The following is an 11,904-nucleotide window of genomic DNA, read 5'->3' as shown; positions in this document are numbered from 1 at the left end:
TGACAGAATGATCCGCTATGGCACCAATCCCATCGCCTGGGCCAATGACGACGACCCGTCGATCGGCGCCCATATCCCGACCGAACAGATCCTGCACGAGGCGGGCGAGGTGATCGGCTTCGACGGCATCGAGAACGGCCACCGCTGGCCCGAGGATCCGCAGGCGCTGAAGGCGCTTCTGGGCCGCTATGGGCTGGCCTTCGTCTCGGGCTGGTATTCGACGGCGCTGCTGACCCGCTCGGTCGAGGAGGAAATCGCCGCCGTGCAAGGGCACCTGGCCAAGCTCAAGGCCAATGGCTGCACGGTCTGCATCGCCTGCGAATGCTCGAACACCGTGCATGGCAGCCCCGACGTGGCGGTGAACGACCGGCCCCGGCTGACCCCGGCCGAGATGGCGGAATTCGGCGCCAGGATGGAGGTATTCGCCGCCTATCTGGCGGGGCAGGGCATCACGCTGGCCTATCACCATCACATGGGCACCGTGGTCGAGACGCCCGAGGAGATCGACGCCTTCATGGCCGCCACCGGCCCGGCCACGCATCTGCTGTTCGACAGCGGGCATTGCACCTTTGGCGGCGGCAACCCCGAGGAGGTGTTGGCGCGCCATGTCGGCCGCGTCGCGCATTTCCACGCCAAGAACATCCGGCCGGCCGTGACCGCGCGGGTGCGGGCCGAGAACCTGTCCTTTCTCCAGGGCGTGCTGGCCGGGGCCTTTACCGTGCCGGGCGATCCCGAGGGCGCCATCGACTTCACGCCGCTGCTGAAGATCCTGGCCGGCGCGGGCTATGACGGCTGGCTGGTCATCGAGGCCGAGCAGGATCCCGAGGTCCGCAACCCGCTCGCCTATCAGTCCATGGGCCTGAAGGCGCTGAAGGACATGGCGCAGGCCGCCGGTCTGCACTAACCTGCCGCCATGCTGGTCGATCCCCAACACCCGTTCTTCCGCCGCCTCTGGGTCCGTGTCCTCTGCGCGCTCCTGCCGCTTCTCTGGGCGGGGGTGGAGCTGACCTCGGGCAATGTGTTCTGGGCCATCCTGTTCGGGGCGGCGGGGATCTACCTGGTCGTGGCGCTGTTCATCATCCGCAAGGAGGAGCCATGAAACTGCTGCGCAAGCCGGACGGCCAGACCGGCCTGGTCCATCACGTCACCCCGGAAAACGCCGGCTGGTCCTATGTCGGCTTCGACCTGTGGCGGCTCGGGCCGGGCGAGTCCGCCTCGGGCAGCCTTGGGGGCGACGAGGCGATCCTGGTCATCGTCGAGGGACGCGCCCGCGTCACCGCCGCCGGCCGCGACTGGGGCGAGCTCGGCCAGCGGCTCGACGTCTTCGAAAAGACGCCGCCGCATTGCCTCTATCTGCCCGATGGCAGCGACTGGCGGGCCGAGGCCACGACACCACTGACGCTGGCGGTCTGCCGCGCGCCGGGCAAGGGCGGCCATGCCGCCCGTCGCATCGGCCCCGAGGGCATCGCGCTGACCCAGCGCGGCCAGGGCGCGAACACCCGCTTCATCAACAACATCGCCATGGAAAGCGAGGATTTCTGCGACAGCCTGCTGGTGACCGAGGTCTTCACCCCGGCTGGAAACTGGTCGAGCTATCCGCCGCATCGTCATGATGAGGATGACTTTCCCCGGATGACCTATCTGGAGGAGACCTATTACCACCGGCTGAACCCGGCCCAGGGCTATGGCATCCAGCGCGTCTTTACCGAGGACGGCAGCCTGGACGAGACCATGGCGGTCGCCGATCACGACGTGGTGCTGGTGCCGCGCGGCCACCACCCCTGCGGCGTGCCCTATGGCTACGAGATGTATTACCTCAATGTCATGGCCGGGCCGATCCGCAAGTGGCGCTATGAGAATCATCCCGACCACGACTGGATCTGGCAGCGCGACAACGCCTGAAGGGCGCCGATCCGCATGGTTCGGGCACCGCGGCCGGCCTTCCGGTCGGGGCGCCAAGCAAGCATAACGCCGGAATCCTGACGCGGTTTTCGGCGTTTCGTCGCGTCATTCCAGCAGAACGACGATAAATCCCGGCAAAGCACTTGACCTGTCAGGCAGATTCGTTTGCATCAGGGACAGTGCAAAATAAGTCCAGACATGGGAGGCAATATGTCGTTCTTCTCCACCCGTTTCCTCGCTGCATCCGCGCTGGCGCTGGTCGCGGCGACGCCCTTGAGCGCCAAGACCTTCGTCTATTGCTCCGAGGGTTCGCCCGAAGGCTTCGACCCCGCCCCCTATACCGCGGGCACGACCTTCGACGCCTCGGGTCACGCGGTCTACAACCGCCTGGTGCAGTTCAAGCCCGGCACCACGGAAATCGAGCCGGCGCTGGCCGAAAGCTGGGATGTCAGCGAGGACGGGCTGACCTATACCTTCCACTTGCGCAAGGGCGTCAAGTTCCACTCGAACGACAAGTTCACCCCCTCGCGCGACTTCAACGCCGATGACGTGATCTTCACCTTCGAGCGCCAGGCCAGCGCCGACAATCCCTGGCACGAATACATCTCGGGCATCACCTACGAATATTATTCCTCGATGGAGATGGACAAGCTGATCAAGTCCATCGAGAAGGTCGACGACAACACCGTCAAGTTCACCCTGAACCACCCCGAGGCGCCGTTCCTGGCCAACGTCGCCATGCCCTTCGTCTCGATCGTCAGCAAGGAATATGCCGACACGCTGGAAAAAGCCGGCACGCGCGAGGACCTGAACAACGCCCCGATCGGCACCGGCCCGTTCAAGTTCGTGGCCTATCAGAAGGACGCGGTGATCCGTTACCAGAAGAACGCCGATTACTGGGGCGAGGCGCCCAAGATCGACGACCTGGTCTTTGCCATCACCCCCGACGCCTCGGTGCGGCTGCAGAAGCTGAAGGCCGGCGAATGCCACCTGATGCCCTATCCCTCGCCCGCCGACATCGCCGACATCAAGGCCGATCCGAACCTGAAGCTGGACGAGCAGGCCGGGCTGAATGTCGGCTATCTGGCCTATAACACCACCGTCGCACCCTTCGACAAGCCCGAGGTGCGCAAGGCGCTGAACATGGCCATCGACAAGAAGGCGCTGGTCGACGCGGTCTATCAGGGCGACGCGGAAATCGCCAAGAACCCGATCCCGCCGACCATGTGGGGCTATAACGACGCCATCGAGGCCGACAAATACGACCCCGAAGCCGCCAAGGCCGCGCTGGAGGCCGCCGGCGTCAAGGATCTGTCGATGGAAGTCTGGGCCATGCCGGTGCAGCGCCCCTACATGCCCAACGCCCGCCGCGCCGCCGAGCTGATCCAGAGCGATTTCGCCAAGGTCGGCGTCAAGGTCGACATCGTCAGCTACGAATGGGGCGAATACCTGAAGAAGTCGATGGAGCCCGGCCGCAAGGGCGCGGTGATCCTGGGCTGGACCGGCGACAACGGCGACCCGGACAACTTCCTGTCGGTGCTGCTGAGCTGCGCCGCGGCCCAGGACGGCGGCGCCAACCGCGCCTTCTGGTGCAACCAGGAGTTCTCGGACGTGATCGCCAAGGCCAAGGCCACCAGCGACCACGACGAGCGGGTCAAGCTCTATGAAGAGGCGCAGGTCATCTTCAAGAAGGACGAGCCCTGGGCCACGCTGGCGCATTCGACGCAATATGTGCCGATGCGCAAGGAAGTCACCGGCTTCGTGCAATCGCCGCTGGGCGATTACACTTTCGAAAACGTCGATCTGACCGAATAATCTTCGGCGATCATGACAGCGGCCGTGCGGGGACATGCCCCGCACGGCCCTTTTGGATCAGGGTTCGATGCTGAGATTCATCCTCACCAAACTGCTTTACCTGATCCCGACCATGCTCGGGATCACGCTGGTGGCTTTCGGGTTCATCCGCCTGCTGCCCGGCGATCCCGTGCTGCTGATGGCCGGCGAGCGCGGCGTCTCGGCCGAGCGCTACGCCCAGATCGCGGCGCAGCTCGGCTATGACAAGCCGATCTGGCAGCAATATCTGCATTACCTCGGCAATCTGCTGCAGGGCGACCTCGGCAATTCGCTGGTGACGAAAAAGCCGGTGCTGGCCGAATTCCTGACCCTGTTCCCGGCCACGGTCGAACTGGGCCTGGTCGCCATCATCATCGCCACCGTGATCGGCGTGCCGGTCGGCGTCATCGCCGCGATCAAGCGCGGCAGCTGGTTCGACCAGATCTCGATGACCGGGGCGCTGGTCGGGTTTTCCATGCCGATCTTCTGGTGGGGGCTGCTGCTCATCATCCTGTTTTCCGGCATCCTGCAATGGACCCCGGTCTCGGGCCGCATCAGCCTGATGTATTTCTTCCCGCCGGTGACCGGCTTCATGCTGATCGACAGCCTGATCTCGGGGCAGGCGGGCGCGTTCAGATCGGCGCTGAGCCACCTGATCCTGCCCTCGGTGGTGCTGGCGACGATCCCGCTGGCGGTGATCGCGCGCCAGACCCGTTCCGCCATGCTGGAGGTGATGGGCGAGGATTACGTCCGCACCGCCCGCGCCAAGGGCCTGTCGCCCCGCCGCGTCATCGGCGTGCATGCGCTGCGCAATGCGATGATCCCGGTCATCACCACCATCGGCTTGCAGATCGGCGTGCTGCTGGCCGGCGCCATCCTGACCGAGACGATCTTTTCCTGGCCCGGCATCGGCAAGTGGATGATCGACTCGATCTCGCGCCGCGACTATCCGGTCGTGCAATCCGGCCTCTTGCTGATCGCCGCCATCGTGATGATCGTGAACCTGATCGTCGACCTGACCTATGGTCTCATCAACCCGAGGATCCGGCACAAATGACCGATACCACCGTGAAACTCTCGGATGCGGCCATCCGGCGCCGGCAGATCAAGGAATTCTGGTTCTATTTCAGCCAGAACCGGGGCGCGGTGATCGGGCTCGCGGTCTTCGTGCTCTTGGTGCTGACCGCGTTCCTAGCGCCGCTGCTGGCGCCGCACGATCCGACGCAGCAATACCGCGACGCGCTGCTGGTGCCGCCGATCTGGCAGGACGGCGGCCGGGCCGGTTTCCTGCTGGGCACCGACGCCGTCGGCCGGGACATGCTGTCGCGGCTGATCTACGGCGCGCAATATTCGCTGTTCATCGGCATCGTCGTCGTCGCCATCGCCCTGACCGGCGGCATCATCATCGGGCTGATCGCCGGCTTCTACGGCGGCTGGGTCGACAGCGTCATCATGCGGGTCATGGACGTGGTGCTGGCCTTCCCCTCGCTGCTTCTGGCGCTGGTGCTGGTCGCCATCCTGGGCCCGGGCCTGACCAATGCGATGATCGCCATCGCCATCGTCTACCAGCCGCATTTCGCCCGCCTGACCCGCGCCGCGGTGATGGGCGAGAAGGCGCGCGAATATGTCGCCGCCGCCAAGGTGGCCGGGGCCTCGAACCTGCGGCTGATGTTCAAGACCATCCTGCCGAACTGCCTGGCGCCGCTGATCGTGCAGGCGACGCTTTCGTTCAGCTCGGCGGTGCTCGACAGCGCGGCGCTGGGTTTCCTCGGCATGGGCGCGCAGCCGCCGGCCTCGGAATGGGGCACCATGCTGGCCGAGGCGCGCGAGTTCATCCTGCGCGCCTGGTGGGTCGTCACCTTCCCCGGCCTCGCCATCCTCATTTCGGTGCTGGCGATCAACCTGATGGGCGACGGTCTGCGCGACGCGCTCGACCCGAAACTGAAGCGGAGCTGAGCCATGGCCTTGCTGACAATCCGCAACCTGACCGTGCGCTTCGCCACCTCGACCGGCAGCTTCACCGCCGTGGACGGCATCGACGTGACCGTGGACAAGGGAGAGGTGCTGGCCATCGTGGGCGAGTCCGGCTCGGGCAAGTCGGTCTCGATGCTGGCGGCGATGGGGCTCTTGCCCGATACCGCCATGGTGACTGCCGACGAGATGAGCTTCGACGGCAAGGACCTGCTCAAGATGACCCCGCGCCAGCGCCGCCGCGTCATCGGGCGCGAGATCACCATGATCTTCCAGGAACCCATCGCCTCGCTGAACCCCAGCTTCACCACCGGCTACCAGATCGAGGAGGTGCTGCGCTTCAACGCCGGCATGTCGAAACGCGCCGCCCGCGCCCGCGCGCTGGACCTGTTCCGCCAGGTTGGCATTCCCGACCCCGAGGAAAAGCTGAAATCCTATCCGCACCAGATGTCCGGGGGCCAATGCCAGCGGGTGATGATCGCCATGGCCATCGCCACCAACCCGCGCCTGTTGATCGCCGACGAGCCGACGACGGCGCTGGACGTGACCATCCAGAAGCAGATCCTGGACCTGCTGATGGATCTCCAGGAAAAGACCGGCATGGCGCTGATCCTGATCACCCATGACATGGGCGTGGTCGCGGAAACCGCCGACCGGGTGCAGGTGCAATACAAGGGCAGGAAGATGGAAGAGGCCGACGTGCTGTCGCTGTTCGAGGCGCCGAAACACCCCTATACCCGGGCGCTGCTCTCGGCCCTGCCGGAAAACGCCACCGGCGACCGCCTGCCCACCGTGGGCTCGTTCCTCGAGGAGGCCGCGAAATGAGCGTGGTGCAGGGCAAGAACATCATCCGCGACTATCACGTCCCCGGCTCGTTGACCCGCCGGGCCCGCGAGGTGCGCGCGGTCAAGGGCATCAGCTTCTCGGTCGATCGCGGCAAGACCCTGGCCATCGTCGGCGAATCCGGCTCGGGCAAGTCGACGCTGGCGCGCATCGTCGCGCTGATCGACCCCGCGACCGAGGGCGAGCTCAAGATCGAGGGCAAGCCGGTCGACATCACCAAGGGCCTGACGCGCGAGATGCGCTCCAAGGTGCAGATGGTGTTCCAGAACCCCTATGGCTCGCTGAACCCGCGCCAGAAGATCGGCGACGTGCTGATGGAGCCGCTGCTGCTGAACACCGACACCCCCGCCGCCGAGCGCCGCCGCCGGGCCGAGGAAATGCTGGTCAAGGTCGGGCTGCCGGCCGAGCATTTCAACCGCTATCCGCATATGTTCTCGGGCGGGCAGCGCCAGCGCATCGCCATCGCGCGGGCCCTGATGCTGAACCCGACGCTCTTGGTGCTGGACGAGCCGGTCTCGGCGCTGGACCTGTCGGTGCAGGCGCAGGTGCTGAACCTGCTGGCCGATCTTCAGGACGAATTCGACCTGGCCTATGTCTTCATCAGCCATGACCTGTCGGTGGTGCGCTACATCGCCGACGACGTTCTGGTCATGCACAAGGGCGAGGCGGTCGAGCAGGGCACGCGCGAGGCGGTCTTCGCCGCGCCCTCGCACCCCTATACCCGCGAGCTTTTCGCCGCGACCCCGGTCGCCGATATCGAGGCGATCCGCCAGCGCGTCGCCCGCCGCCAGGCGCTGCGCGCCGCCACGGCTTGACCCTGCCCCGGGGCGGGGCCGAACGCTCCGCGCCAGGCTTCTTTGTTTGCCAAATACCCTCGGGGGGTCCGGGGGGCGAAGCGCCCCCGGTCCTCAACCCTGCGGATCGCGATAATCGTGCCAGTTTCCGCGCCAGTCGCGGATGCGCCAGCGGCCGCCGCCCTCGGCCACCGCATCGCCCGATTCCAGCCCGACCTTGCCATGGCCGCCCGGCAGGTCCAGCACATAGCGCGGCAGCGCCGTGCCCGAGATCCGGCCGCGCATGCTCGCCATGATCGCCAGCCCCTCGGCGATGCTGGTGCGGAAATGCCCGGTGCCGCGCGCCAGGTCGCAGTGATGCAGGTAATAGGGCTTGACCCGGTTCCGCAGCAGCGCCCGGAACAGTTCCTCCAGCACCGCGGGATCGGCGTTCACCCCGCGCAACAGCACCGTCTGCGACAGCAGCGGCAGCCCGGCATCGGCCAGCCGCGCCAGGGCGGCCCGCGCCGCGTCGGTCAGTTCCGCCGCATGGTTGGTGTGGATCACCACCCAGACCGCCAGCCGCCCGGGACGCAGCGCCGCCAGCATGGCGTCGTCGATGCGATGCGGCGCCACCACGGGCACCCGGGTATGAAAGCGCACCAGGTCGAGATGCGGGATCGCGTCCAGCCGCGCCAGCAGCGCCGCGATGCGCCGCGCCGACAGCACCATCGGATCGCCGCCGGTCAGGACGACCTCGCGGATCGCCGGCACCGCCGCGATGTAATCCAGCGCCGCGGCCAGGTCGGATTCGGGCAGGCTGCCGTCCTCGCCCACCACCTCGCGGCGGAAGCAGAAGCGGCAATAGACCTCGCAGGTCTTGGTGATGTGCAGGATGACGCGGTCGGGATAGCGATGCGTCAGGCCGGGGGCGGGGCTATGCGCCGCATCGCCGATCGGGTCGACCAGCTCCTCGGGGCGCACCAGCAATTCGCGGGCATCGGGCACGAATTGCGCGGCCACCCCGGGGGCGGCCGCAGCCTGGCGCATGGCCGGCGTCACGCGGATGCGAAAGCCGGCCGCGACCTGCTCCAGCACCCCGGCCTCGGCCGCATCGACCAGCCCGGCATCGACCATGCCGGAAACCGAGGTGAGGGGGCGGGTGGACAAGCGGCGACTCCGGCGGCTGAAAAACCCGGCTTATCGACCCGGCAAGGCCGCTTGACAAGCCCCGCGCGCCATGAAGGCGCGGCGGGGCAGGGGATCAGAACGTGAAGTCGCCCATGTCGAGCTGCGCCCGGTCCATGTCGCGGATCGTGACCGTGGTATCGGCCGACAGCCGGAGCACCAGATCGTCGCCGACCTGGCGGGCGCCATTGATGACCTGTTGCACCTGGGCGCGGCTGAAATCGTCGAAGTCGAGCCGGTCGACGCCGTTCTGGAAGTCGCCGATCACATCGGCGCCTTGGCCGCGTTCGAATTCGAAGACATCGGCTTCGGCGCCGCCCCACAGCACGTCATTGCCGCGCCCGCCGTCCAGCGTGTCCCGGCCGGCGCCGCCATAGAGGATGTCGTTGCCGGCATCGCCGTCCATCTCGTCATTGCCGGCCTCGCCATGCAGCGTGTCATTGCCATGGCCGCCCTCGAGATCGTCATTGCCGAGGCCGCCGAACAGCCGATCCGCGCCGTGGCCGCCGTCCAGCTCGTCATTGCCGACACCGCCCCAGAGCGAATCATTGCCGTGCCCGCCTTCCAACTCGTCATTGCCGACGCCACCCCACAGCGAATCGAAGCCGTTGCCGCCGAACAGGTCGTCATGGCCGTCGCCGCCGGCGATGGAATCATTGCCGTCGCCGCCCCAAAGGCTGTCGTTGCCGCCGCCGCCATACAGGCTGTCCTGGCCGCCAAACCCGTAGACCCGGTCATTGCCGTTCAGTCCTGACAGCCAATCGGCCAGGTTGGTCCCCTGCAGCACATCGGCGAAATTCGTTCCGGTCTTGCGTACCATGATCATGGTCCTTTCAGGTTGCGGGCGGGCGCGTTGCGCGCGTCGATGGCCCGGGGTTGGCTCGCGGCGATCAAGGGTGCCGCGATCAGAATATCCTGCTGATGCCACAGGCTGGCTGACAGCCCTCTGACCCGGGCTGTCAGCGTTCTGTCAGCACCGCGACCAGGAAGATCCAGGTCGCAAAATGTCAGGCCGCTGTCAGTCGCGCCACGCTATCCGACAGGCATGAAACCGCTCATCGCCCTCTTTCTGGTCCTGTTGCTGCCGCCGGTCGCCGCCCGGGCGCAATTCACCCCGACGCCCGATTACGAATTCGCCCGCGACGCGGTCGCGCGCGGCGAGATCCTGTCTCTTGCCGAGGTGCTCGCCAGGTTGCAGGATTCGCATCCCGGCCGGGTGGTCGATGTGGAGCTGGAACAGGACGACGACATGCTGATCTACGAGGTCGAATTGGTGACGCGCGACGGCCGGCTGATCGAGGTCGAGATCGACGCGGCCACCGGTCGCATCATCAGCCTCGACGAGGACGCCGGCTGATGCGCGCCCTAGTGGTCGAGGACGACGCCCGCATCGCCGCCGATCTGGAACGCGCGCTGACCGCGGCAGGCTTCCGGGTCGAAGGCGCGGCCGATGGCGACACCGCTTGGTTTCGCGGCGGGACCGAGAATTACGACCTGATCGTGCTGGACCTGAACCTGCCGCGTCTTGACGGGTTGACGGTGCTGAAGCGCTGGCGGGCCGAGGGCTGCGAAAGCCCGGTGCTGATCCTGACCGCGCGCGGCGGCTGGACCGAGCGGGTCGAGGGCATCGACGCCGGCGCCGACGACTACCTGCCGAAGCCCTTCCGCATGGAGGAACTGATCGCCCGTGCCCGCGCCCTGGTGCGCCGCGCCGGCGGGCGCGGCACCGCCACCCAGCAGGTCGGCCGGCTGACCGTGGACCTGAACCGGATGACGGCGGCCATCGACGGCATCCCGGTGGCGCTGACACCGCTGGAGTTCCGGCTGATCGCCTATCTGGCGCTGAACCGCGACCGCACCGTGCCGCCGACCGAGCTGCTGGAACATCTCTACGGCGACGACGATGCGCGCGAGGCCAATGCCGTCGAGGCCGTCATCACCCGGCTGCGCCGCAAGCTCGGCGCCGGCGTGATCGCGACCCGGCGCGGCTTCGGCTATCACCTGGAGGGCGGCGCGGCCCCGGGGGCGGCATGATGCGTTCGATCCGCTGGCGGCTGGTGCTGGCGGGCGGGCTCGCCATCGCGCTGGCGCTGGCGCTGTCGGGCATGGGCCTCGCGGTGCTCTTTGATCGCCATGTCGCCCGCGTCGCTGCCGCCGACCTGCGCAACCGCGCGCTGGCGCTGGCCGCCATGGTCGAGCCGCGCGGCGCCAGCCTGCGCGCCCCGCCGGAAGACCCGCTCTATGACCAGCCCTTCTCGGGGCATTACTGGCAGGTCAGCCTGGGCGAGGAAACGCGCCGCTCGCGCTCGCTCTGGGACTATGCGCTGCCGCTCGAGGGCAGGCCGCTGCCGCCGGGCCAGAGCCGGGTGCTGAACCTGCCCGGCCCGCGCGGCGAGCCGCTCCTGGCGGTCGAGCAAAGCCTCGCGGTCGGGCAGGGCGCGGCGGCGCTGCCCCTGCGCATCGTGGTGGCCGAGGACCGCAGCCGGCTCGCCCTGGCGAAACAGGGCTTTCTGGGCGATCTGCTGCCCTATCTGTCGCTGCTGGGCCTGGCGCTTCTGCTGGCCAGCTGGGTGCAGATCACCATCGGCCTGCGCCCGCTGGCCCAGGTCGGCGCCCGGGTGGCGGGGCTGGTTGCCGGCACCCGGCCGCGCATGGGCCGGGACCTGCCGACCGAGGTGACGCCGCTCGCCAACCAGATCGACAGCCTGCTCGACGCCCGCGACCAGGAACTGGAACGCGCCCGCCACCGCGCGGCCAATCTGGCGCATGGCTTCAAGACCCCGCTCCAGGCCCTTCTGGGCGATGCCGCGCAATTGCGCGGCCGGGGCGAAACGGAACTCGCGCGCAGCATCGAGACCATTGCCACCGAAATGCGCCGCCACGTCGACCGCGAGCTGGCCCGGGCCCGGATCCAGACCGCAGGCCCGGCCAGCGGCGCCGTCCCGGCCGAGATCGCCGGCAAGCTGATCGGCGTGCTGCGCCGCACGCCGGCGGGCGCCGGACTCGACTGGCAGCTCGACGCCGCGCCCGGGCTGCGCGCCCGCATCGACCCGGGCGACCTGACCGAGGCCATGGGCGCGCTGATGGAGAACGCCATGCGCCATGCCCGCAGCCGCGTGCAGATTACCGTCCGCGCCGAAGCCCCGCGCCTCGTCATCGCCATCCGCGACGACGGCCCCGGCGTCGCCGAGGCCGAGCTTGCCAGCCTGACCCGGCGCGGCCTCAGCCTCGATCCCAGCGGCCAGGGCCAGGGCATCGGCCTGGCCATGGTGGCCGACATCACCGACGCCGCCCAGGGCGAGCTGAGCCTGCAAAACGCCCAGCCCGGTTTCCTGGCCGAGCTGCGCTTCGACCTCATGCCCTGACCGGATTTTCACCGTTTTCCAAATACTCC

At 67.7% G+C, this 11,904-nt stretch carries 13 protein-coding genes; 11 read left to right on the top strand and 2 right to left on the bottom strand.

The genetic code is table 11. The features are described 5' to 3' along the window. The first annotated feature begins 7 nt into the window (after positions 1–7). The 8 genes from iolE to ASV56_RS12155 all read left to right on the top strand — a co-directional run bounded on the left by iolE (position 8) and on the right by ASV56_RS12155 (position 7,364). Positions 8–904, top strand: coding sequence for a myo-inosose-2 dehydratase (gene iolE / locus ASV56_RS12190; RefSeq protein ID WP_062562369.1), 897 nt, complete (start codon positions 8–10; stop codon positions 902–904). A 9-nt stretch (positions 905–913) separates the two neighbouring features. Next, positions 914–1,099 (top strand): hypothetical protein, encoded by a 186-nt coding sequence (locus tag ASV56_RS12185; protein WP_062562368.1) that lies wholly within the window; start codon positions 914–916, stop codon positions 1,097–1,099. Beyond that, positions 1,096–1,902 (top strand): 5-deoxy-glucuronate isomerase, encoded by an 807-nt coding sequence (iolB, locus tag ASV56_RS12180; RefSeq protein ID WP_062562367.1) that lies wholly within the window; start codon positions 1,096–1,098, stop codon positions 1,900–1,902. Before ASV56_RS12185 ends, iolB begins: the two co-directional genes overlap by 4 nt. 210 nt (positions 1,903–2,112) lie before the next feature. After that, positions 2,113–3,717 (top strand): ABC transporter substrate-binding protein, encoded by a 1,605-nt coding sequence (locus ASV56_RS12175; RefSeq protein WP_062562366.1) that lies wholly within the window; start codon positions 2,113–2,115, stop codon positions 3,715–3,717. A 67-nt stretch (positions 3,718–3,784) separates the two neighbouring features. Next, a complete protein-coding gene (locus tag ASV56_RS12170) occupies positions 3,785–4,792 on the top strand; it encodes an ABC transporter permease subunit (protein WP_062563296.1) in 1,008 nt (335 codons plus the stop codon). Beyond that, positions 4,789–5,691, top strand: a complete 903-nt coding sequence (locus tag ASV56_RS12165; protein ID WP_062562365.1) for an ABC transporter permease subunit — start codon at positions 4,789–4,791, stop codon at positions 5,689–5,691. Before ASV56_RS12170 ends, ASV56_RS12165 begins: the two co-directional genes overlap by 4 nt. A gap of 3 nt (positions 5,692–5,694) precedes the next feature. Next, on the top strand, positions 5,695–6,531 hold the full coding sequence (locus tag ASV56_RS12160) for an ABC transporter ATP-binding protein (protein ID WP_062562364.1): 837 nt from the start codon (positions 5,695–5,697) through the stop codon (positions 6,529–6,531). Next, complete coding sequence (locus ASV56_RS12155) at positions 6,528–7,364, top strand: ATP-binding cassette domain-containing protein (RefSeq protein WP_062562363.1); 837 nt, start codon at positions 6,528–6,530, stop codon at positions 7,362–7,364. The genes ASV56_RS12160 and ASV56_RS12155 overlap by 4 nt, the downstream gene beginning before the upstream one ends. 93 nt (positions 7,365–7,457) lie before the next feature. Here the strand turns inward: ASV56_RS12155 and ASV56_RS12150 are convergent, their stop codons facing one another. Further along, positions 7,458–8,459: a lysine-2,3-aminomutase-like protein gene (locus ASV56_RS12150; RefSeq protein ID WP_062562362.1), complete on the bottom strand. Its 1,002-nt coding sequence runs from the start codon at positions 8,457–8,459 to the stop codon at positions 7,458–7,460. Positions 8,460–8,586: 127 nt separating this feature from the next. Next, positions 8,587–9,330 carry a calcium-binding protein gene (locus ASV56_RS12145; protein WP_253880013.1) on the bottom strand — a complete coding sequence of 248 codons (744 nt, stop codon included), beginning with the start codon at positions 9,328–9,330 and terminating at the stop codon, positions 8,587–8,589. 225 nt (positions 9,331–9,555) lie between these two features. Here ASV56_RS12145 and ASV56_RS12140 point away from each other — a divergent pair, with 225 nt between their 5' ends. Genes ASV56_RS12140 through ASV56_RS12130 form a run of 3 tightly spaced genes read left to right on the top strand, consistent with a single transcriptional unit; the run spans position 9,556 to position 11,875 of the window. Then, the gene (locus tag ASV56_RS12140; protein ID WP_062562361.1) at positions 9,556–9,867 is read left to right on the top strand and encodes a PepSY domain-containing protein; all 312 of its coding nucleotides are present in this window, start codon (positions 9,556–9,558) and stop codon (positions 9,865–9,867) included. Then, positions 9,867–10,544 (top strand): response regulator transcription factor, encoded by a 678-nt coding sequence (locus tag ASV56_RS12135; protein WP_062562360.1) that lies wholly within the window; start codon positions 9,867–9,869, stop codon positions 10,542–10,544. The genes ASV56_RS12140 and ASV56_RS12135 overlap by 1 nt, the downstream gene beginning before the upstream one ends. Continuing rightward, a complete protein-coding gene (locus tag ASV56_RS12130; RefSeq protein WP_062562359.1) occupies positions 10,541–11,875 on the top strand; it encodes a sensor histidine kinase in 1,335 nt (444 codons plus the stop codon). The genes ASV56_RS12135 and ASV56_RS12130 overlap by 4 nt, the downstream gene beginning before the upstream one ends. Positions 11,876–11,904: the final 29 nt, after the last annotated feature.

This window comes from Paracoccus aminovorans (assembly GCF_001546115.1).
Classification (GTDB): Bacteria; Pseudomonadota; Alphaproteobacteria; order Rhodobacterales; family Rhodobacteraceae; genus Paracoccus; species Paracoccus aminovorans_B.
The sequence above is the reverse complement of the archived record's forward strand: the minus strand, read 5'-3'. Positions and strand labels throughout refer to the sequence as shown.